Annotated in this window: 15 protein-coding genes, 1 pseudogene and 1 other annotated feature; of the genes and pseudogenes, 8 read left to right on the top strand and 8 right to left on the bottom strand. The window is 41.3% G+C overall.

What is annotated here, in order from left to right:
* Positions 1–21: 21 nt before the first annotated feature.
* Entirely contained in the window at positions 22–2,979 is a 2,958-nt protein-coding gene (locus AAV98_RS07220) for a VWA domain-containing protein (RefSeq protein WP_060664887.1), read from the bottom strand.
* Positions 2,980–3,145: 166 nt separating this feature from the next.
* Between AAV98_RS07220 and AAV98_RS07215 the strand changes: the two genes are divergently transcribed.
* A complete protein-coding gene (locus tag AAV98_RS07215; protein WP_060664886.1) occupies positions 3,146–3,652 on the top strand; it encodes a sigma-70 family RNA polymerase sigma factor in 507 nt (168 codons plus the stop codon).
* Positions 3,645–4,772, top strand: a complete 1,128-nt coding sequence (locus AAV98_RS07210; RefSeq protein ID WP_060664885.1) for an anti-sigma factor — start codon at positions 3,645–3,647, stop codon at positions 4,770–4,772. Before AAV98_RS07215 ends, AAV98_RS07210 begins: the two co-directional genes overlap by 8 nt.
* Before the next feature lie 77 nt (positions 4,773–4,849).
* Here the strand turns inward: AAV98_RS07210 and AAV98_RS07205 are convergent, their stop codons facing one another.
* Both AAV98_RS07205 and AAV98_RS07200 read right to left on the bottom strand, forming a co-directional pair.
* Positions 4,850–6,583: a sensor domain-containing diguanylate cyclase gene (locus tag AAV98_RS07205; protein ID WP_231687715.1), complete on the bottom strand. Its 1,734-nt coding sequence runs from the start codon at positions 6,581–6,583 to the stop codon at positions 4,850–4,852.
* A gap of 107 nt (positions 6,584–6,690) precedes the next feature.
* Complete coding sequence (locus AAV98_RS07200) at positions 6,691–7,968, bottom strand: bifunctional folylpolyglutamate synthase/dihydrofolate synthase (RefSeq protein WP_197284238.1); 1,278 nt, start codon at positions 7,966–7,968, stop codon at positions 6,691–6,693.
* Between the two features lie 539 nt (positions 7,969–8,507).
* Here AAV98_RS07200 and AAV98_RS07195 point away from each other — a divergent pair.
* Genes AAV98_RS07195 through AAV98_RS07185 form a run of 3 tightly spaced genes read left to right on the top strand, consistent with a single transcriptional unit; the run spans position 8,508 to position 11,616 of the window.
* Entirely contained in the window at positions 8,508–9,413 is a 906-nt protein-coding gene (locus AAV98_RS07195; protein ID WP_060664882.1) for an ATP-grasp domain-containing protein, read from the top strand.
* The gene (locus AAV98_RS07190) at positions 9,410–10,288 is read left to right on the top strand and encodes an ATP-grasp domain-containing protein (protein ID WP_060664881.1); all 879 of its coding nucleotides are present in this window, start codon (positions 9,410–9,412) and stop codon (positions 10,286–10,288) included. Before AAV98_RS07195 ends, AAV98_RS07190 begins: the two co-directional genes overlap by 4 nt.
* Positions 10,285–11,616: a bifunctional folylpolyglutamate synthase/dihydrofolate synthase gene (locus AAV98_RS07185; protein ID WP_060664880.1), complete on the top strand. Its 1,332-nt coding sequence runs from the start codon at positions 10,285–10,287 to the stop codon at positions 11,614–11,616. Before AAV98_RS07190 ends, AAV98_RS07185 begins: the two co-directional genes overlap by 4 nt.
* Positions 11,617–11,974: 358 nt before the next feature.
* Here AAV98_RS07185 and AAV98_RS07180 read toward each other — a convergent pair whose 3' ends face one another.
* Entirely contained in the window at positions 11,975–14,623 is a 2,649-nt protein-coding gene (locus AAV98_RS07180) for a valine--tRNA ligase (protein WP_060664879.1), read from the bottom strand.
* 234 nt (positions 14,624–14,857) lie between these two features.
* Positions 14,858–15,104, bottom strand: a binding site (T-box leader).
* A 182-nt stretch (positions 15,105–15,286) separates the two neighbouring features.
* Between AAV98_RS07180 and AAV98_RS20715 the strand changes: the two genes are divergently transcribed.
* From AAV98_RS20715 to AAV98_RS20910, 3 genes and pseudogenes are all read left to right on the top strand, one after another.
* Positions 15,287–15,475 carry a hypothetical protein gene (locus AAV98_RS20715; protein WP_010195840.1) on the top strand — a complete coding sequence of 63 codons (189 nt, stop codon included), beginning with the start codon at positions 15,287–15,289 and terminating at the stop codon, positions 15,473–15,475.
* A 149-nt stretch (positions 15,476–15,624) separates the two neighbouring features.
* Positions 15,625–16,161, top strand: a pseudogene (locus tag AAV98_RS20915) (protoglobin family protein); the annotation flags it as partial.
* Positions 16,162–16,383: 222 nt separating this feature from the next.
* Positions 16,384–16,929: a methyl-accepting chemotaxis protein gene (locus tag AAV98_RS20910; protein ID WP_442853676.1), complete on the top strand. Its 546-nt coding sequence runs from the start codon at positions 16,384–16,386 to the stop codon at positions 16,927–16,929.
* 442 nt (positions 16,930–17,371) lie between these two features.
* Here the strand turns inward: AAV98_RS20910 and ysxE are convergent, their stop codons facing one another.
* The 4 genes from ysxE to hemB form a co-directional block, all read right to left on the bottom strand.
* Positions 17,372–18,412, bottom strand: coding sequence for a spore coat protein YsxE (ysxE, locus tag AAV98_RS07170; protein WP_060664877.1), 1,041 nt, complete (start codon positions 18,410–18,412; stop codon positions 17,372–17,374).
* Between the two features lie 84 nt (positions 18,413–18,496).
* Positions 18,497–19,756, bottom strand: coding sequence for a stage VI sporulation protein D (gene spoVID, locus AAV98_RS07165; RefSeq protein WP_060664876.1), 1,260 nt, complete (start codon positions 19,754–19,756; stop codon positions 18,497–18,499).
* Positions 19,757–20,175: 419 nt separating this feature from the next.
* Positions 20,176–21,465, bottom strand: coding sequence for a glutamate-1-semialdehyde 2,1-aminomutase (gene hemL / locus AAV98_RS07155; RefSeq protein WP_060664874.1), 1,290 nt, complete (start codon positions 21,463–21,465; stop codon positions 20,176–20,178).
* Between the two features lie 254 nt (positions 21,466–21,719).
* Positions 21,720–22,700 carry a porphobilinogen synthase gene (hemB, locus tag AAV98_RS07150; protein ID WP_060664873.1) on the bottom strand — a complete coding sequence of 327 codons (981 nt, stop codon included), beginning with the start codon at positions 22,698–22,700 and terminating at the stop codon, positions 21,720–21,722.

The raw sequence follows: 22,700 nt of genomic DNA, 5'->3' as shown, positions 1-22,700 counted from the left end.
AGCTCCTTGATTTATTTATGATCACCATTCATATTTTGAAGGATTACTCCCTCCATCATCTTTCTCCTCTACCATAACGACGGTAGAAGCACGTATAGAACTATCTTCGGTGGATGTCACAGTCACCATTACAACACCTTTAGACATACCCACTCCGTTTCCATTTTGTTCTATTGCAAAGATAGAAGGATCACTCGAATTCCAGACAACCTTCACTTGTATTCTTCCATTTAAATCTGGAGGGTTAATACTTACTTGACTTTGAAGGTTTAATGAATTATCTACCTCGGTAGTATAGACTGGCTTTTTGAATTCAAGTGTATAGTCTGGAACCTCTACCACCCTAATGATGGCCTGTTTCGTAAGCTCCTGACCTTGCAACGAAGCAGTAATGGTTACCACTCCGACTCCTTTTGCAGTCACTACACCAGCAGAGTCAACTGTAGCCACTTGATTATTAGAAGTGTTCCAATTCAATTTTAAATCAATTAGACCAGCTGCACCTTCAAAAATAGTTCCTATCTGCTGCGATTCTCCAATAAACATTTCGTCAAGATAATTAAGGCTGAAGTCGTTCACACCATTGTAATTTAGGATGACTGTCTCCTCAAAGGGAGTTCTAATAAATCCTCCATTGGCTTTAATTTGAACAATGGTTTTTCCGTATTCGCTCACAGAATACAGATATTCATACGGATTGATAGTTTGCCAATTAGAGTAGATTAATGAGCCTGGCTTTTTAAAGCGAACTTCATATTGACTCTGAGTTGAAGAACCAGGGACAACTTTATCAAAAAACACTTCCGCTTGCTTATTGAATGTGTATTCTCCGTTATCTCCGATAGACAGTTTGTTCAAAGAATCTTTTAACCTGACTGCTACTTGAGGAGTTAACGGGAATTCCCTTGTCGTCCCATTGGCATATTTAATAGTAATGGACCTTTTTCCTTCCCCAAACTCCATAGAATAGATAGGGTTAATGAATGCTTCATTATTATTGTCACGAAGGGTGATGGATGACAATAATTGTCCGGTTCCTTTATTGTATTTACCAATATTTCCTGCATGGTTGCCACGATATTCCACTACAGGATTGATATCCCCATCTACTAGTTTTATAACCATTTCTATTTTTTCTAGCGGCTTGTTGGTAACAACAGCTGTTTTAGACTGATTTTCATTGTCTACAAAAGATATGATTGGGTCAGGTAAAGGTTGGGCATTGAAACTGTGTATGCCCTTTACCGTCATAGACAACTTTTCATTTTCTTTTGAGAATTGAAGATTACCATTAACAGAGTTATAACGAATTGCATCGATATTATAGACAATTTCAGTAGAGCCGTCACTCAATTGATTTTCAATCATTCCGTTTTTTAGTTCTGCTTTTAAACCAGCAGGTAACTTTTGCTTTAACTGGATGTTCTTTAAAGAACCATTGATTCCGTTTGCAAGCTTACCATAAGGTTTAATGGTGTATTCTATTGAAAAGCTGTCCCAGTTCTCATTCGCCACATTTGATTTTTGCAAACGAATGATGTCATTACTTTTTGGCGCTTCACTTGATAAACTCATATTTAATTCAAATGATGGAGCAACTTGATCCTGTACGGACACTTTTACTTCCTTAGAATAGGTGTATCCTGTTGGTTTGCCTTTAATGTCGGTGTATTTCCATTTTACTTCAAAAAAATAATCACCACGGGCACTGAACTTTAATGGTAGGTTTGGAACGGATACTACCCCGGGAGGCTCTCCTACATGATATTGGACACGACCGTTAGATGGAGTAACCATTGCGTAGGTTTGCCCATTCCTTTTTTCTACTTTAACTCCAGGAGCTTCTTCAACAGTAACGGTTTCTGGAATTTTCACTTCAATTACTACATTATTTAAAGATGGAGTATCAATTTCATTAACCAATGCTTCAAATACTTGATTCAGATCCGTGCCTCCCGCTTCAATGGCCATGGATTCACCATTGCTTGTTTTGCTGGCAAGCTTGTTTAAATAGTTGATGCTGGCTTCCCCAAATCCAACAGGGTAAAGGATGATTCCACTTTCTTTTTTTGTAATATTTGCTGCGACTTCTTGAGCATGGTTTTCTATATAGACCTTGGCGTCGCTAGCAAACTTAATTTTATTTCCTGCATGATTAAAGGTATTAGGGTTTATCTTATATGTTCCATTTGTATATATTATAAATTCTCTATCTGATGTGTCTTTATGGTTTTTTATTAAATCATATGAGTAGCTTTCCGTTTCTTCCCTACAGAAAATCCATACACATTTTTGGATGACTTTTTCATATTCCCCTAGAGGTTTATCCTTGGTATAAAGGACTGTCGGTTCACCGTCTGTCAGGAAAATTATTACTTGTTCCCTAGAACTTTCTTTATACTTCTTAAGTAGATCCTCTGCTGCTTGAAGGGAAGCACTATAATTGGTTCCACTGAGCGTAGTACCTTCAGGAGCAGTAATGGTTTTAACAACATCACTTATTTGATTAATATTTGAGGTAAGGTCTTGTCCATTAAACTTCCTGACTGTTTCCTTACTATTAAATTCGACTAAGCCAAATCTATCTTTATTAATTCTTTCTGCATTTGCTGCACTAAACACTGTCGCTGCAGTTTGCATTGCTTCCTTAGCCTTTTCTAATCGTGAAATATTCTTCTGCAACGAAAAATTCATGGAGGCAGATTTATCAAATACAAACACCACGTCTAATGGTTTCCTAGGATTTTCAAGGAGCATCCCTTCACGGAATAATTCAAAATTCAATGAAGTTCTTGCAACATTTTGATTTCCTTCTTTTTGAAGAATTAATTCTTTTCTAGCAGGTTCCACTTTATTTAAATTCAATGAGAGTTGGTCATTGTTGGTTGGAGTGGTCGCTGAAACTGAATTCGGTGATATTGACGATAAAAGCACCTGTACAATCAGTAAGCAGACGGTAACATGTATAATATATTTCAAAACTCCCCATCCTCCTAGTAACATTTTCCTATATATCTACAATTATAGCAGAACGACTTCTACAAAATACAACAATTATTATAGATTTTTCTAGTTTTCTAAGTTTTTTCATTTTGCTTGAAACATTTCTTCATTTCAGCCGTTAGTGTTGTGAAAGGGGGGCCAGATGAAACAATCCATTGATGATATTTACGAAGAACACATGCAGGATATATTCCGGTACCTCCTTTCTTTATGCAGGGAGCATCACCTTGCGGAAGATCTTGTACAGGAGACTTTTTTACGGGCTTATTTGTTTTTGGAGAATTACAGGGGTGAGGACGTGAAGCCTTGGTTGTTCCGAATTGCTCATAATGCGTTTATTGACCACTACAGGAAACACAAACGGACCATCGTGAAGGAACAAGGCTTTTTTCAACGACTTTTTAGCAAAGGGAAAGGAACAGAACATGAAGTTCTCTTAAAGTCAGAGGTTGCCGAGGCGATGGACGCCATTAACAAGCTGAATGAGCAGCAGGCGCAAGCGATTCTTCTCTATGATTATCACAGTTTCACCTACAAGGAAGCTGCTGAAGCGATGGGCGTAACGGATACCTACTTTAAGGTCCTGCTCTACCGCGCTCGCCAAAAATTAAGAACCATTCAAAGAAAGGAGAGCGAAATAAATGAATGATGACTTTAAGAAAAAATTAGAACGCTATGATAAAAACGACATGACATCCGAAGAAAAGGTAGAGTTTGAAAAAGAAATGAGTGCCCAGGAAGAACAATGGATGAAGCCCACTTTGGAAAAATCAAAGCAACGAAAAATATTGCGGGCAAGCAAGTGGAAGGCGCGGATAAATACTGCACTAACAGTTATTCCTCTTTTACTAGTAATTCTCATGGTATCTTCTTTTTCAACAAATCTCTATTATTACGGGTTTTCCGATGAGTATAGCCGGTCGCAAAAATTAAGTGACGTGATCAACTTTTCCCTAGTGATTACAGATCCATATGCAAACAAGTACACTGCAGATACCAAAGTAGGAATGTTTTTAACTATGAACGCAACAAAGGAACTTCGTAAAACAGTAGGGAAAGAATCATACCCTATTGGCGAAATGGAAGTGAATTTTCTATTCTCAAAGATGGGATTTGTAGATAAGAAGTTTTATGGTAAAGACGACCAACTCCCAGAAATCCATCACCCTTCCTTACTTTCAGAGTACGAAATAGATTCGTCCTCTGAGTGGGATAGGCTAGAAATGCTGCCAGAAGGAACTGTTTCTACAGCTTTCGTGACATTTGATGAGGTTCTTCCGACGGAAAAGGTGTTTGAACTATTTGAAGCAAAAGATTTGGACTTACTTTGGTTTCCTGTCGTACTATCTATAGAAGCAGAGGACCATTATCCAACATCAAATATTGGTTTCCCCAACTATCCAATTTTCCATAGCGATGATTGGAAGCTTATATCTAAAACAGAAGAGAAATCTTTCTTAGGTTCTTCAAGCTCTGAAACTCGTGCTGCACCAAATTATGTAGAAGGCGATACTGAAATGCTGCACAAATACTTTAAAAAAACACTCCGCTTTTTAGCTGACTATCAAAAAGAATTCGATGAAATTCAACAGATGCATGGAGATATCCAACTAAAAGAATCTCTCTCTTACTTAGAAGATCAAGGCATCTCCCATCATGGTGTAGTCATTACCGGACCGACAAAGGAAGTACTCTCATTAAAGGAAGAAGAGTGGATAGGCTCCATTCAAGTTGACGAAGTGGCGTTGTGGAATTGGAGCGCTGAATAAGATTTACACGCAAATTACCATCCACTAACCAAACAACAAAAAACTCTCGCGAGCAAACCCGGCGAGAGTTTTTTTATTTATGAAGTTTTCCGATACTCTGCAACTTTATTCCTTCCAGCCTTTTTCGCCCCTACATACATCGCTCTGTCAGCGTGCCGGATCAAGTCAAGTGTATCCTCGGCATCATCAGGTGCTGTGGCGAAGCCGATGCTTGCTGTTACTTTCACCATTTGAGCTCCCTGCGTATCTCTAATATGTTGTTTCAATGCAAAAGATCTTGTCGCAAGGTTCACCCTGATACGTTCAGCAAGTTCATAGCATTGTCCTCGTTCCATATCAGGGAGTAAAATGACGAACTCTTCTCCCCCATAACGAGCAACTGTCCCTTTACTTCCAACAAGGAAGGTGAGCCTTTCAGCAACCTGCATGAGAATCTCATTGCCGCTCTGGTGTCCATACACATCATTAATTTTCTTAAAGTGATCCAGATCTAGCATCATGAGGGACAGAGATTTGGAATGTCCTTTGTTTAATTTATCGAATTCTTTATCCAATACACTTTCAAAAAAACGATAGTTGTATAGTTTCGTTAATGCACAGCGTTCACTTTTTTGTTTGGTCTCTTGATAGTGGCGAGCTTTTTCCATTGCAACTCCAAAGTATGAACAAAGGATATCCACAATCATCAATTGAGATTTATCATAAGTCCGTTTAGATGTGCTCGCTAGCAATACAAGTCCTTCAATTTTGTGATTTCGAATAACCGGAACACACATTAGACTCTCAATATTTGCGGGAAGATGCGTTTTAGACATGTGCTTCCACTCTTTTTTGGTGATATAACATACGCTTTTTCCACGTCTCAGCACATAAGCCAGAAGCTCTTCATCGTCTGTATGTAAAATAGCATTTGCCTCCACACTGTTCTGCTTGTCCATGACGCGAAGGATATTCATGATTTTTTCTCCATTTACATCAATAATGGCAGCATAGTCCACCTTAAAAAGCGTCGATATTTTATCTAGGAATACATCCAGTACACCTTGTGTATCAAGTCTTTCTGTCAACTGATGGCCCACATCCGCTGCTTGCTGTAAGTGAACATTAACCTTTTGGCTAGAATGATAGAGTTGAAGAATCAGTGTAAGGATGACAAAAGGCAATCCTACGTATAGCAATGCTATTGGACCAACTTGCTCGTAGAGTATGTATAAGATCAAGCCTACCGGTAAGACCATGATACTTGTAACAGCATCCCATTTGGTATCAGGTGTGATGAATTTGCTTTTGCGTTCATAGATTTGTACTTGTATAAAATAAAGTGCCACAGTATTGAGCGTAAAATAAACTAGTTCGTGCGCTAGAATTGGCGTGATGACACCAATGTTCAATAGTCTCGTATCTCCTGGGGTTCCACCCAATATAAAAAATACGAAACCAGCAATTAAGGAAATGCTTGAAAACATAAGCATATTGATAGGAATCCTCAATCTGTTTTCCCTATTTAAGCGCATATAAGCCATCAATGCCAGTACGGAAACCAGGGTCACAATCATTTCAATGAATATACCAAAGGATAAGAGGGCTGCCAAGGAAACACCCTGTGCCAGAAACAAAGGTACCTCTCCGACGACGATTGGGATTAGGGCGAGTATGATAGCCAGCGCCAGAAATCCAATAATATGCCACATCGGCAAATCTTCTACCACAACAGGAGAAAGCTGATATCCGAGCCACAAAAAGACGGGAACCATCAGAAAAAAGCTTGTCCAGATTACCACTTCTTTTTGGCGACTTACTGCTTGAACCACCAAACTAACCCCTCCCTTCTTTATCCTTTTTTCAATACACTTTCATAATAATTAAATATTATCAAATTTTCTAACATTTGTCACAACAAAAATAGGATGATTATCCCTTATTTCTTTCCCCTTTCTTTTGTGAGTTTAGTCCTAATTTCTGAGATAAAGTATAAGGAACCGGTGACCAGTAACACTGAATCGTTTCCAATCCTTGATACAGCAGTCTGTAACCCCATTCTCCAATCCTCTTCAAACTCTTTTTTATGATGTTTGCTCACCTTACAAATATCCTCTGCACGAGCCGCCCTAGGAAAATCAAAGGAAGTGAAAATAATTTCATCCGCGATAGTTTCTAATATACCCACCATCTTATCAATAGGTTTATCTTTTAAGGCACTGAAAAGTACTATTATCTTTTTATTGGAAAACTTCCTATCTATAGTATTCACTAACGCGTCCATAGCCTCTTCATTATGGGCACCATCAAGAATAATGGGAGGCTCTTTTTGAACGATTTCAAATCTTCCAGGGTGCACGGCTTTCAATAGCCCACCTTTTAACACTCTTTCATTATATTCTATTTCCCACTTTTCTATTAATAAGAAATAAGCCATGATGGCCAATGAAGCGTTTGTGACCTGATGCTCTCCATACAGGGATAACGCTAAATCCTCTACGGTGTTGGCCGCAGATTGAAAAGAGAACGTATCTCCTTCTTCTAATCGATATGAAAAATCTTCTTCAATAAAATAGTCGGGACTTTCTTTCTGCAAAGCTTCTTTTTGAATTACTTCTTTCGCCGCCGACTTATGTTCCCCGGAAATAATCGGCACCCCATTTTTAATGATACCTGCTTTATGATAGGCAATTTCTTCAACTGATGATCCAAGGAAACCTATATGATCATGTCCAACGTTAGTGATGATGCTAAGCACTGGTGTCATCACATTCGTGGAATCATCTCTTCCCCCAAGTCCTACCTCAATCAACGCGATGTCGACCTTTTGGATGGTGGCAAAATAATAAAATGCCATGGCTGTTTGCAGTTCGAATTCAGTTAACCCCGCTTCATTTAATCCATGTTTAGTAAACACTTGAATAATATCTATCATTTCTTCATCTGTTATGTACGTTCCGTTAACAGAGAGTTGATCATTGATGAATTGATAAGCTGGTGAATGAAACACGCCTACCTTCATTCCTGTTTCTCTTAATACCCCTTCTAAAAAACGCAATGTGGATCCTTTCCCATTTGTTCCACCGATATGTACAACCTGGATTTGATTTTGCGGATTACCGACTCGTTCTAGAAACTGTATAATCCTGTTCAAACCTAGGTTTATTTCATTTTTGATCGTAAAATTCACTTGCTCTTGCAAATCTTTAAATGACAAAAACATATTAATCTCCTTTTTGCTTATCTGTTAGGTTAAAATGAAAAGTATTAACAACTCAAGGTGGAGCTATGATTAACAAATTGCCAAACGCCTTCGAGTTTTCCCTATTTTTCTGTTATGAGCCACTTCTTATTCATAAGACGGCACATCACTTGAATTAGAAAGAGTTTATTAAAAAAGCAGGATACTATCATACTTTTATCTATCCTGTTAAACATTATTATAAAGAATCTAGAAAAACGCCAATATTAAACCACTTTTGGAACAAGCAATATCATCTACTTAACCAATAGAATCATAACCTTTGCTTGGTATTGAAGAAGTGGATAAGGTAATCTTATTGTACCGTAACAAAACCTTAAAGCCTAAGTACTGAAAATGTATGATAAAGATGTCTTTAGCAGTCTGTTAAATATATCGGTAGCAGAGCCATCAACAATTAGGACTCACCTACGAATTATTTTCTTTTTTTCAAGAAAGTTCTTAAAAGTACTGGAGACTATCATTCATTATCTCGCATAAATGGAGGATCACACATGAAAAATTTAGTATGCTGGATTATTTATAACGGAAATCTACCTCAGCAAAAATTTATCCATTTAGCAGAATGGTTTGATAAGGAAGCTAGAAAATATCATATCTCCACTAAGCTATTGAAAAATAATGAACTGTTTCCGACTGTTGCAGACGGCCGCGCAATAGTAGAAGGAGTGCATAACCATCAGGAGCTGCCAGATTTCGTTTTTTTTCTTGATAAAGATGTGTTACTTGCACGCCACCTCGAAAAAATGGGAATCCCCGTTTATAACAGTGCTGCCTGCATTGAAATCTGTGATAACAAATCGCTCACATTTCAAACTCTTGCAGATCACGGGATACCAATGCCCAAAACCCTTTTAGCGCCAATGGTTTTTCACGCCCATGAGAATGTAGAACCCTTTTACCACGCTGCAGAAATCCTTGGTTTTCCACTTGTCTTAAAGGAAGCCTACGGTTCATTTGGCATGCAGGTTTATTTGATTCATTCTATAGATGAACTGCTCATGAAAGTAAAGGAGTTAGGTAACCGACCTTTCCTTATGCAAGAATTCATCTCTTCCAGTAAAGGCAAGGACATTCGCCTGAATGTTGTGGGAGATGAGGTAGTTGCCTCTATGATGCGTGTCTCAGAAACTGATTTCAGGGCTAACGTGAGCAACGGGGGAAAAATGTTGAAGTATGAACCAACAGACATTGAAAAAGAAGTCGCGATTAAAAGCGCAAAACTTGTTGGTGCAGACTTCGCTGGGGTAGATCTCCTGTTTGCTGAAGACGGTTCTCCGCTTGTGTGTGAAATTAATTCCAATGCCCATATCAAAAATATTTATGATTGTACGGGAGTCAATGTTGCGACCTATATCGTTCCACATATTTTGCAGAAGTGGAGAGAGTTCAAGCAATGAGGACGAAAGGCTGGCTTATATACGAAGAAGAACACGCAAAAAAGAATCAAGCTTTTATTCAATGGTTTTTGGACGAGGCAAAAGAGTTGGATATGGAGTTGGATTTCATCCTCCAGTCCCGAATCTCATTTGGAGTTCAACATAATGAATTGGTCATTATGTTAGATGAAGAATCGATGGCTCAACCAGACTTTGTGATCATGAGAAACATCGATCCACTTTTTAATGAGCAGCTAGAACGCTTGAACATTCCATGCTTTAACTCCCACCACGTTTCCGTTATTTGTAATGATAAGGCGAGGACCCATCAATACTTAGCAAGCAAAGGAATACCGATGTTGAATACGTATTTCAAGTCATCGGAGGATCTCCTGACAGGAAATCTGCCACTTCCATTCCCCTTTATCGTAAAAGCGCGGACAGGCAGAGGCGGCGGGGATGTGTTTATGGTGGAGAGAGTTGAACAGTTGGAAGCAGTCCATAAGCACCTATCTACAGGTTCCATTATTCTTCAACCACTTGCCGGATCACCTGGTAAAGATCTACGAGTGTATGTATTAGGGCAGACCATCGTTGGAGCTGTGCTTCGGTCTAATCCAAAAAGCTTTAAAGCCAACTTCACATTAGGGGGACAGGCAGAAGCCTATACTCTGAATGAAGTTGAGCGTACTGTCGTAAATAAAATAATTCAACAGTTTAATTTCGGCCTCGTTGGCATTGATTTTTTGTTTGATGAAAACGGGCGTCTCCTTTTCAATGAAATAGAAGATGTGGTTGGTTGTCGAACATTATGTCTAACAAGTGACATTAATATCGTGAGAATGTACTTAGAATTTATTTTACAAACGCTTGGATATGGAGGGGAACCTGCATGACATTTCATACAATGAAGGAAGCTGTTCCTTATATCTACTCCTCTCTGCTAAAAGCAAAGCCCTTTCAACAGGAGGAAAATGATGCGCTAACACGGGCACCCCATTTAACGAAGGAACTATTGCATACTCTTGACCTTATCCCCTCCGGTGACAAAGTAATTCTCGTTACCGGAAGTAAAGGAAAAGGCTCCACATCAAGGATGATTGCTGCTATCCTCCAAAAGATGGGGTGGAAGGTTGGATTATTTACCTCCCCCCACCTGATTAACTATAATGAGCGCATTCGAGTGAATGGAAAAGCAATATCCGATAAAGCATTTCTTACCTATTTAAACCGACATGTACCTGCCATTAATAGCATTACAGCTTCTATTCAAAATCCTCAACATTACCTTGGGCCGACAGGAATCTTGCTATCTATCGCACTTGCTCACTTTCAATCTGAAGGCACCGACATCAATGTAATTGAAATTGGCCGCGGCGGCACGTATGATGACACAAATGTGTTGGAAAATAAATGGGCTGTTGTATCAAAGGTGATGGAAGAACATTTAGGTTTCCTTGGTCATTCTTTGAAAAATATCGTGGGGCATAAAGTTGGGATTGTGAAAGAAAGTACGAAATATGCTGTGATTGGGAAACAGTCCGAGGAAGCGCTGGGGATGATGCGTGATTTGCTTGGCGGGTCAGCGGCTTATTTTGGTAAGGAGTACACGGTTTCAAATGTTTCTGCTAGTTTGAATGGAAGTAGTTTTACATTACAGACCAGATTGGGAGGTTATGATCTATCGCTTCCATTATTGGGATCCTTTCAAGTGGAAAATGCGACACTTGCGATTCAGACATGTGAAACAGTAATTGGAAGAATGCTTCCAGGCAACTTATTGAAAGAGGCATTACGGGAGTTAAGGTGGCCTGGTAGACTAGAGGTTGTAGCTGATAACCCAACTGTTGTGTTGGATGGTTCCATCAATCGCGTTTCCGCTGCCTATTTAAAGGAAATCCTGCCATTCGTAGATTCCAGGAAGGTCGTTACTATTATTGCGGTGCCTTCTAATAAAGATTATGAAGGCGTCATCAAGGTTTGCAGTGGGTTTTCGGATATTTTGGTTGTGACGAGACCGGATAACTCGCATAAAACGTTTCCTGAAGATGCACTTGAGGTTGCACGGAAATATCATGCTGGGGCGATGGAAGCTGAGTTGCTATCAGAGGCTGTTGAGATGGTACGGACTTTGGAGCCTACTCTTATTTTTGTTGTTGGAACTCAGTCAATGATCGGAAGTGCCAAGGAGATTTGGAAGGATTCATTGATGGATATTGGATAAAATGACGCTTCGGCTACCTCCAGGAGGTTCGCCGGAGCGTAGTTGAATTGATTTTATAGGGGGAATTTTAGAGTTTGAAGTTTTGAGGTTCTACATTTCCCAGATGACCTTCTACATTTCCCAAAGGACTTTCTACCGTTTTGCTGAAACCTTCTACTCTTAACAAGTGAGGTTCTACCATTTACACGCCACCTTCGACCTTTCAACAATTTTCGACACACATAGCATGTTAACATATCGGCACAGCTTACCTCATTGTCACCATCGACATCTCCCCCTCGTCCCCAATCAAAAAAAATCCCAAGCAGATATCCCACCTAAAAGGACACCCACTCAGGATTTATCTCATAAAAAGCACTTATCCCTTCAACTCATCTATGCGAGCTTGAACAGCATCACGCTTTTCTACATAATCTTTCTCTTTTGCTTTCTCTTCTTCGATAACATTTGCAGGTGCTTTCGCGATGAATCCTTGATTGGAAAGCTTCTTCTGCACGCGCTCCACTTCTTTATCAAGCTTCGCAAGTTCCTTGTTCAGACGGGCAATCTCCTCGTCCATGTTGATTAGTCCAAGCAAAGGAAGAATTAATTCCGCACCAGTTACCACTGCTGTCATCGCCTTTTCGCCGCCATCTAAAGCAACATCGGTTCCAATCAACAGCTCGCTTGGGTTACAGAAGCGCTCTAGGTAAGAACGGTTGCCCTCAAGCTTCTCTGCAATCTCAGAAGTCTTCGCTTTTACAAGCAATTTAACTTGCTTGCTCATTGGCGTGTTCACTTCTGCTCGAACGTTACGAACACTGCGGATGATGTCTACAAGTAAACGCATATCTGCTGCCGCTTCCTTGTCCGTTAACCTATCGCGAACTTCCGGCCATTTGGCAGTCGTGATAGACTCTCCTTCGTGAGGAAGCTGCTGCCAGATCTCCTCAGTGATGAATGGCATGAACGGGTGCAACAGGCGCATAGTGTTATCCAATACGTAAGCTAAAATAGAGCGTGTTGTCTTTTTCTCCGCTTCATTTTCGCCGTACAATGGAATTTTCGCCATTTCGATGTACCAGTCACAGAAGTCATCCCAGATGAAGTTGTAAAGGGCACGGCCTACTTCACCGAACTCATATTTCTCAGCAAGCTTCGTTACTGTTTCAATCGTTTCATTTAAACGAGTCAGGATCCACTTGTCTGCAACGGACTTTTCTCCGCTCAAATCAATATCCTCAAACTTCATGTCACCCATGTTCATCAAAGCAAAACGGGATGCGTTCCAAATTTTGTTGGCAAAATTCCAAGTCGATTCTACTTTTTCATAACTGAAGCGTAGGTCTTGACCAGGTGAGCTTCCTGTTGATAGGAAGTAACGCAGAGAATCCGCTCCGTACTTTTCGATAACTTCCATTGGATCGACACCGTTACCAAGGGATTTACTCATCTTACGCCCTTGCTCGTCACGAACAAGTCCGTGGATGAGAACATCTTTAAATGGGCGCTCGCCAGTAAATTCTAGTCCTTGGAAAATCATACGGGAAACCCAGAAGAAAATGATATCATAACCAGTTACTAAGGTACTTGTTGGATAGTAACGTTGGTAATCGAGAGATTCTGTTTCCGGCCAGCCCATGGTAGAGAACGGCCATAGTGCAGAACTGAACCATGTATCAAGTACATCTGTATCCTGCTCCCAATTTTCAATGTCTTCAGGCGGGTTATGGTCAACATGGATTTCACCTGTTTCTTTATGATACCAAGCAGGAATGCGGTGACCCCACCATAGCTGACGGGAGATACACCAGTCACGGATGTTTTCCATCCAACGCATATAAGTGTTTTCAAAGCGGTTTGGTACAAAATTAACTTTATCTTCTTGAGATTGAAGGTCAATCGCTTTGTCCGAAAGAGGCTGCATTTTAACAAACCATTGTGTAGAAAGATACGGTTCAACAACCGCGCCACTGCGCTCACTGTGACCAACGGAATGCATGTGCTCTTCAATTTTGAAAAGAACGCCACTTTCTTGCAAGTCTTTTACAAGCTGCTTACGGCATACAAAACGGTCCATACCATTGTATTTGCCAGCTTTTTCGTTCATACTGCCGTCTTCGTTCATAACAAGGATGCGCTCTAAATTATGACGGTTTCCGATTTCGAAGTCATTCGGATCGTGTGCAGGTGTAATTTTCACGGCACCTGAACCAAATTCCATGTCCACATAGTCATCGGCAACAATCGGAATCTCACGGCCAGTGATAGGCAGTGTTACCATTTTTCCGATCAAGTGCTTGTAGCGCTCGTCTTCTGGATGAACCGCAACGGCTGTATCTCCAAGCATTGTTTCCGGTCGGGTAGTTGCGATTTCAATGTGACCAGAACCGTCAGTCAGAGGGTATCTCATATGATAGAAGGCACCTTGAACATCTTGATGGATTACCTCAATATCAGAAAGAGCCGTTTTCGTAGCCGGATCCCAGTTGATGATGTACTCCCCACGGTAGATAAGTCCTTTTCTATAAAGCGTTACGAACACTTCGTTAACCGCTTTGGAAAGCCCTTCGTCCAATGTGAACCGCTCGCGGCTGTAATCAAGGCCAAGTCCTAGCTTGGACCATTGTTCTCTAATATGTTTCGCGTATTCGTCTTTCCATTTCCATGCTTCTTCCATGAATTTTTCACGACCAAGGTCATAACGGTTGATTCCTTGGTTACGCAGCTTCTCGTCTACTTTCGCTTGCGTCGCAATTCCTGCGTGGTCCATTCCCGGTAACCATAGAACGTCAAAGCCTTGCATGCGTTTCATGCGTGTGATGATGTCTTGCAGGGTGGTGTCCCATGCGTGACCTAGGTGAAGGCGGCCCGTTACGTTTGGTGGTGGGATAACGATTGTGTATGGTGTTTTGTCTTGGTCGTTTGTCGCTTCAAAAAAGCGGCCGTCCAACCAGTATTGATAACGGTTTTTTTCGATTGTTTGTGGATCGTATTTTGTCGGAAGGTTTACTTCATTCATTTCCATCCTTTTTTCTCCTCCTGTTCTCTTTTAGAAAATGGTTCTGTATAAATCATGTAAAAGCTAATTCCTAGCTGGTGATTGGAGCACAAGGCGAAGACTCCGGCGGGAGGTAGCGGTAGACTTGAGACCCCGCAACGAAGTGAGGAGGCTCAAGCACCGCCCCGCGGAAAGCGAAGCCTGGTGCGGAAATCAACAGCGGTGTAAACAGAACCAAATAAAAAACTCCCTTCATCCATATAAAAGGACGAAAGGAGTTAAGTTTCGCGGTACCACCTTTTTTTACAGGGTATAAATAGATAGACTATCCCCTGTACACTCAAACCTGTTAACGGCTCTCCACCGGTTTCAACTACTAGACGCAGTGCGTTCGCTGAAACTACTCAAGGGCGACCTTCCAATCCGACGTTCCTGAGAAACCTTTCAGCTGATGGTTTCCCTCTCTAAAGGGGTCTGCAATTGTACTCTTCCCTGTCACTGTATTTAATCGTTATCTTATTACCTTACTATGTTACATAAAGGATATGCTAATAGTCAATAAGCTTCTCCAATTTTTTATTAAGTTATGCACAAAAAGAAATATTTGTTCCGAACTGGGCACTATTTTTCGCACCAAATCATATCTTAGGTATATATACATTGAGAAAAGTGTGCTTAAGGAGGTACCATATGCGAAAATATAACCCTTATTCCTTGCCGCCATGGTTGAGACAGGTTCGAGGGGTATGCGCACAATTCATAATACCTATCTGTGTCTTTCAAGGTATACGTACCATCTTTCTTCCCACAACCTTTGACGTTCTCATACTTGCGATCTGCATCGTGGTTGCCATTTGCTTTCATTTGGAATGGATCTAGGCCACATGTAAAACTGCCTCAATACCGTTTGAGGCAGTTTTTATTTGTTTTTTCGACACATTGCCTATAGCTTATTTCCTAAAAATCATCCATAATACTACATAAACCCAAGAATTTTCTACCAATTTCGACATTAAAAGGAGACGTCCATGATTTCATTTATGCAAAAACCTAAAAAAGTTCTTTACACTGCTGAGATGCAGTTTCCTCAAAGACAAGATGTTGTCGGCCATTCAAAGGACGAGGATTTAGCAAGCCGTCTTTATTATATGGGATTTACAAAGGAACATCTGCAAGCTTTACAAAATGCGAAACCAATCCTATTTGAACTGCTAGATGAAGTACTCGAAAAAGTACTTGAACATTTATATAAACAACCTCCGATGAACCAGGTTGCCACAACCAACTCAAGTAAGGAAAGACTGAAGGCAGTATTTGTTCTCTATTTTCAAAGTTTGTTAAGCGGAAAACTTGATGAAGAATTCTATAAAATGCGAAAAAGAATCGGACAAACACACAACGGGGTTCATCTGCCTGTCACATGGTTTTTGGCTACCTATTCCGCCATGCAGACCCTTCTTCTTCCGAAAGTGGTGGAGTTACTTCAGGACAATCCAAAGGACCTGGTCACTACGTTAACTGGGTTGACACATATAATAAACTTGGACTCACAGCTTGTCGTGGAAGAGTATATCCATGTGCGTATTGACTTGCTTGAACAAGCTAATGAAGCAAACCGCACATTGCAGGCTGAGCTTACGAAAATTAGTGAAGAAGTTGCCGGTACCGTGACAGAAACGGAAGAGACGATTCAAACTGTCACCTTAAAAGCAGAAGAAGTCTTGAAGGACACCGACCTCACACAAAAAAGCAGCCAAAACTTGTTGCATTTAACGAATGACAATGAGATGCAGATGGAGAAAATGGTAGGGAATTTTGAAGAAGTCATGAAGGAAGTCAGTCAATCACTTGAAGAGATGCACACATTGAAATCTGTATCAGAAGAAATTATCACGATGACACAAGGAATCGATAATATCGCAGATCAAACCAATTTATTGGCCCTAAACGCTTCCATTGAAGCAGCACGTGCCGGTGATGAAGGCCGTGGATTCGCGGTAGTTGCCAGTGAGGTACGCAAACTTGCCGAAAACTCGAAGGAACTTAGCAGCAAGATCAAAGTACTTATTGATAAAAGTGATCAGCAAATCACCAATGTGACGAGCATGATGACCTCTATGCACAAAGTGACCGAGCAATCTCAGCAGAATATCGTCCAAGTGAAGGGCGGTATTGTAACCGTCAAAATGGAGATGGATAACTATCTGGACCGTTTCAACAAAAATAAAGCTGACCTAGACATCATTGTTAATTCTTTTAAAGAAATCAATCAATCGACAATCAACTTGTCGGTGTTGACTGATGCGCTACTGCAAAAGGCTGTGAACAGGTAATTTATTAGTACCCTAGTATTATATATTTTTTACACTTACCTGTTGATTTTCGTTCCAGGCGCTCCGCTTTCCACGGGCGGTCCGGGAGCCTCCTCACTTTGTTGAGGCCACTGAAAAAGTCTTGATTTTAGTATTTTTATAAACAGCGCTGTTGATTTCTGCAAATGGCTTCGCTTTCCTAGGGGCGCTGCTGGAGCCTCCTCGGCTACGCCTGCGGGGTCTCCACCTAGCGCTATCTCCCTCAGGAGTCTTCGCCTTTTGCTCCAATCAACAGCTAGGAATAAATAAAAAACTTTATTTTATCAGTTTTTCATTGGCCTCACTTCGTTGCGGGGTCTCCCATCTCCCTTCCTCCCGTAGGAGTCTACGCGCCTTCCACTACAATCAACATGGTTACTGCATTTTTAATAAAACTATTTTTCAATAAAAAGGCCCATCCAGCTTAACTGGTTTGGGCCTCTTTGTTTTTGTTTTGCTCTTCAATCTGATTGATTCTGCCTGCTACATACTCAATGTTTTTGGTCAGCCAATAGCTTCCCTGAATTTTTTTCACTAACTCTCGCTCAGAGTGTGCTCTTCTTTGGTTTGGGTTCGGGGGCTGTTGAAACTGCGTTATTGCCTGCATAAATGACGCAGGATGCGAAAGGTAACTTAGCGTAAGATCTTTTTCATATTCTTGCAAGCTGAATCCCTTTTGATATTCATAGAACCAGTCAATACAGTCATCACAAAAAAGTGGATATGTTCTCAAATATCGTTGATAAAAAGAGATAAGGTCGTTTGCAGGTGCGGCTTGCTTTGCTCGTTCCCAGCTAATAAAATAGCCCCTGCCCTCTGTATCTTTTACAAAGTGGTGAAATGATACCCTTCCATGTGTGATGGCTACACGGTGTTTTTTTGTTTCCTTTACCGCCTCCTGCCAGTTTTCCAGTTTTTGTAGGGAAAACTTCTGTGCAAGTGATACTTCATGGGCGTAAGTGCATACTTGAAGCTCGAAAGGGGACATATACAGCTTTTTCTCACATACATCCACAAATTTCTCTAAGTCCTCTTGCTCTTTCGTCCATTCCTCCGAAAGCCGGTCGTAAAATGCGGTGAACTCCTCTTCTGGATACTCTTTTTCTTGAACCGTCATGCTATGAAGTTTGGCTAGCTCTTTGAACATCAAGCTGTCCTTGAAATCCAGCTCTCGCTCCTCATTGTCCTCAATCCACGGCATCAAGTAGTATGCATCTGAATAACTTTCAATAAAATAATAGCCTTGCCTTGTTTGATAGATAGGTACAACCGTCTTAATTCCACGCTGAAAAAGGGAATGAATATTGCGGAATAATGGATATGCCTGTTCTTTCCTTATCTTTTTAAGAGCAAATGCTCCTTTATTCGTTGCAACTCGCCAAACCCCACTGTGTTGTTCGATATATTCAGGTACGATGCCATATTGATACACTAACTCTTCTACGCTTCGCTCATTTGTCTGCATCGCGAAAACTCACTTCCTCTGATATTTTACAGGTAAAAAAGAAGTGAGAAAGGTCACCCCCTCCTCACTTTCCTCTAAAGCCGGTTATTGACTCTTAGAGGAAGCCTTTACCGGAATATATAACAACTGCCCTTCGTTGATGTGGTCATCTGTGGAAAGCCTATTGACCCTGATCAACTGCTGGATGGAGACATCATATCGTTCAGCAATATGGTCCATTGACTCTCCTTGCTGAACGATGCATATTTTCAATTTGGTGAAATCCTCTCCACCTTCATCTGCAAAAATTTTGGTCAGAGATAAATCGTTCTCATCTCTTGGTTCCTCGGAATAATCCTCATATTGATGCGGATCTGCAACCGCCTGTTGGCCCTTCCTTTTATCAAATAGGGAGACAACGTTTGATGCTTCGTCCTCGTTCTGATAGTGTTTCCCTCCATGTAAGGAATGTAGCGGGGCATACGCGTCCTCTTCTTTATTTTGATAAATAAAGTCAGCAGGATTATATGGCGCTTCTTCCTCTACCGCAGGCGTTTTTCTTGCCTCTACTTCAAATGGGGCATATTCGCCTTCTTCATTGTAGTTGTATTGCATATTTCTATCTATCTCATCTTGATTGAGGATTTCTTCTTCTTCGTCTTCATCATCCTCGGTATAGTACTGGTAGGTATCTTCTTCAAATTCATTATCGGAGTTTGCACTTCGATACATTGGCTCGTATTCAAACGCTTCTTCTTGTTCTTCTTGTGTATCAGCTGTTTCTTGTTCAGTATCTTGATCTGTTTCTTCCTCTGTTTCTTGATCGTATAGATGTGATTGGTTTTGTGAAGCATATGATTCTTCATGGTCCCGATTTGGTTCCACTTCATATTCAAATGATTCTTCCTGATCCTCTTCCCAGGCCGGGGCACTTTGTTGATGGCCATAAATACCAGAGATGGACAACTCTGCATCCAATTGCAAGCAGCCTCTAGTTGGCACGCTGTAGTCGAATGACTCTATCGCCACATAAATATCGTCTAAACTTTGAATTCTGTTCTTTGGAATCGTAATATCGACCGGAAAGCGATGGTTCAATACGCAGACACCATCTTCTCGCTGCTCTACTTCCTGTACAACACGGGCTTGAGGTTGATACTCCTCCTCATCGTCCGCCTCCGCATTCACATGATATTCCCCCGCTAATAATAAAGCTCCACGTATGGAAACATATTGGTCCTGCTCATAAATTTGTATATCAGGATCTAACGCAATGGAGATGAGCTCAGATACTTCCTGTCCCTTTTGAAACCATATAGACTCCTCTACTGAAAACCGCAAGCACGATTGCTGTTCTGAAGACAAAGGGGTTCCTCCTTTCACACCTATCAAAAATTTACTATATCAATAAAGATGTATGATGGAATTTGGGAGAATATGAATAGTTGAAAGAAAAATTTGAAAAGGGGGTCAGACCCTTGCAGGAGATTTACGGTGTTTGGCGAAGGGGGCTTTGAAATTTGGGGTGGTTAGTAGATTGTATGTTTTTGCATGTGATTTGATGTTAGGTTGTTTGATCTTGGTGGTATGTTGGTTTGATTTTGTTTGTGGTTTTTGGGTTAAGTGTAGAAGGTTTCTTTTGAACGGTAGAAGTAATGCTGGGAAATGTAGAAGCTCACTTGGGAAATGCACAACCAACCCTCCCCCCAAAAAAAACAAAACACAAAAACCCGTCCTTACGCATTTTAGCAATGCATAAGAACGGGCAGAGAGAATAAATCTCATTATCCTTTTATCGCAGCAAACGATTTTTCAATCGCTTCTAATGTTTTTTCAATATCCTCATCACTATGAGCTGTGGATAAGAATAATCCTTCAAATTGGGATGGTGGCAGGAATACTCCATTGTTTGCCATCTCACGGAAAAACTTTGCGAAATATCCTAAATCTGAAGACTTCGCCACATCATAGTTCACAACTTCCTCACTATTGAAGAAGAAACCAATCATAGAACCTGCACGGTTTACCGATACTGGCACATCGTATTTCTTACCTAAAGCGACAATTCCCTCTTCCAGACGATCAGCTTTTTTGGCAAATGCTTTATACGTTTCAGGAGTCAGTTGTGCCAAGGTTTCATATCCAGCTGTCATAGCAAGCGGGTTACCAGACAAAGTTCCAGCCTGATAGATCGGGCCGCTTGGTGCAATCTGTGCCATGATTTCTTTTTTACCGCCGTATGCGCCAACAGGAAGCCCTCCGCCGATAACTTTACCAAGACATGTTAAGTCAGGTGTTACGCCGTAATATCCTTGCGCGCAATGATAATCCACTCGGAAACCAGTCATTACTTCATCAAAGATTAATACTGCGCCATATTCCGTTGTTACCTCACGCAAGCCTTCCAAGAAACCTGGTTGCGGCGGAACCACTCCCATGTTTCCAGCTACAGGTTCTACAATGACACCTGCGATATCTTCTCCGAATTCCTTGAATGCATAACGGATGCTTTCCAAGTCATTGTAAGGCACGGTAATCGTGTTTTGCGCGACACCTTCTGGTACACCCGGGCTGTCTGGCAATCCAAGCGTAGCGACACCAGAACCTGCTTTAATCAACAAGGAATCGCCATGGCCATGATAGCAGCCTTCAAACTTGATGATCTTGTTGCGTCCTGTATATCCACGTGCTAAACGAAGTGCGCTCATCGTAGCTTCAGTTCCGGAGCTAACCATACGGACTACTTCGATGGATGGTACTCTTTCAATGACAAGCTTAGCAAGATCGTTCTCGATTAGTGTTGGAGCACCAAAGCTTGTTCCTGATTCTGTTACCTTTTTAATAGCTTCCACAACGCGGTCATTGGAGTGGCCGTGGATTAGTGGTCCCCAAGAAAGGACATAATCTATGTATTCGTTACCGTCCACGTCGTATATTTTAGAGCCTTTTCCTCGCTCCATGAAGATTGGGTCCATGTCTACTGATTTAAAGGCACGTACTGGGCTGTTCACGCCGCCTGGCATCAGTTTGGATGCTTCTATAAAAGCTTCTTTAGACTTTTCATAACTTCTCATTCTTCTATCATCCTTTCTTTTAACTGAAATGGATTACAACTTAAACTTAACCGTTCCTTTTCGCTGCAGGCACTTGCTTTACGCGGGCGGTCCAGAAGCCTCCTCGGCTGCGCCTGCGGGGTCATCCCTGTCCCTTCTTTCCGCAGGACAAGGAATGCTTCGACAGCAAGACATCGCACGAAGAAAATGCGTAGGCATTTTCGAGGAGTCAAGTGCCTTCCGCTCCAATCCACTCATCCTAGTAAATCAGGTTATTACTTCTCATCCAACCAACGCGCCACGTCTTTTGCGTAGTAGGTGATGATGAGGTCTACACCGGCACGCTTCATGCCTATTAGTTTTTCCATCACTACTTCTCGTTCGTTGATCCATCCGTTCATGGCTGCCGCTTTGATCATGGAGTATTCGCCACTCACATTATAGGCTACGACAGGAACATTGAAGTTATTTTTCACATCACGGATGATGTCTAAGTATGCCATGGCAGGTTTCACAATTAGGAAGTCCGCTCCTTCTAGCATGTCAGACTCTGCTTCACGAAGTGCTTCTTGGCGATTTGCAGGGTCCATTTGATACGTTTTTCTGTCTCCGAATTGAGGGGAGCTGTGTGCTGCATCACGGAATGGACCATAGAAAGCGGACGAGTATTTTACAGCATAGGACATGATCGGTACATCTTCAAAGCCGTTCTCATCCAACCCTGCACGGATTGCCGCAACAAATCCGTCCATCATGTTTGAAGGAGCAATGATGTCCGCGCCGGCACGTGCTTGGCTGACAGCTGTGCGCGCCAACAGGTCAAGTGTTGGATCATTTAAAATCCGACCCTCTTCCACAATCCCGCAGTGACCGTGGGACGTATATTGGCACAGACATGTATCTGCAATAACTACAAGCGCTGGGAAGCTTTCTTTAATTTGGGAGATTGCCTGCTGCACAATGCCATGGTCATGGTAGGCTTGCGTTCCCACTTCATCTTTTTCTTTCGGCACACCGAACACAATAACTGATTTGATTCCTAGATCCATAACTTCCGCCATTTCCGCATTTAACAGATCCAAGGACAGGTGGTACACGCCAGGCATGGAAGGAACTTCCTTCTTGATATTTTCCCCTTCCACTACAAAAATTGGGTAGATAAAGTCTTCCTTATGTAGATATGTTTCACGCACCAATGAGCGCATGTTATCTGAATTTCGTAATCTGCGATGACGAGTAAATTGCAAGTCTTTCAT

It is taken from the genome of Bacillus sp. CHD6a (assembly GCF_001293645.1).
Classification (GTDB): Bacteria; Bacillota; Bacilli; order Bacillales; family Bacillaceae_I; genus Sutcliffiella_A.
This window is presented reverse-complemented; position numbering and strand designations above follow the sequence as displayed.

Bases quoted from the DNA above. Each gene is read 5' to 3' on its own strand.
- AAV98_RS20910 (WP_442853676.1), top strand. From the start codon at position 16,384: ATGCAGATGGAGAAAATGGTAGGGAATTTTGAAGAAGTCATGAAGGAA.
- hemB (WP_060664873.1), bottom strand. From the start codon at position 22,700: ATGAAAGACTTGCAATTTACTCGTCATCGCAGATTACGAAATTCAGAT.
- ysxE (WP_060664877.1), bottom strand. From the start codon at position 18,412: ATGCAGACAAATGAGCGAAGCGTAGAAGAGTTAGTGTATCAATATGGC.
- AAV98_RS07190 (WP_060664881.1), top strand. From the start codon at position 9,410: ATGAGGACGAAAGGCTGGCTTATATACGAAGAAGAACACGCAAAAAAG.
- AAV98_RS07195 (WP_060664882.1), top strand. From the start codon at position 8,508: ATGAAAAATTTAGTATGCTGGATTATTTATAACGGAAATCTACCTCAG.
- AAV98_RS07210 (WP_060664885.1), top strand. From the start codon at position 3,645: ATGAATGATGACTTTAAGAAAAAATTAGAACGCTATGATAAAAACGAC.
- AAV98_RS07180 (WP_060664879.1), bottom strand. From the start codon at position 14,623: ATGGAAATGAATGAAGTAAACCTTCCGACAAAATACGATCCACAAACA.
- AAV98_RS07215 (WP_060664886.1), top strand. From the start codon at position 3,146: ATGAAACAATCCATTGATGATATTTACGAAGAACACATGCAGGATATA.
- AAV98_RS20715 (WP_010195840.1), top strand. From the start codon at position 15,287: ATGCGAAAATATAACCCTTATTCCTTGCCGCCATGGTTGAGACAGGTT.
- AAV98_RS07185 (WP_060664880.1), top strand. From the start codon at position 10,285: ATGACATTTCATACAATGAAGGAAGCTGTTCCTTATATCTACTCCTCT.
- hemL (WP_060664874.1), bottom strand. From the start codon at position 21,465: ATGAGAAGTTATGAAAAGTCTAAAGAAGCTTTTATAGAAGCATCCAAA.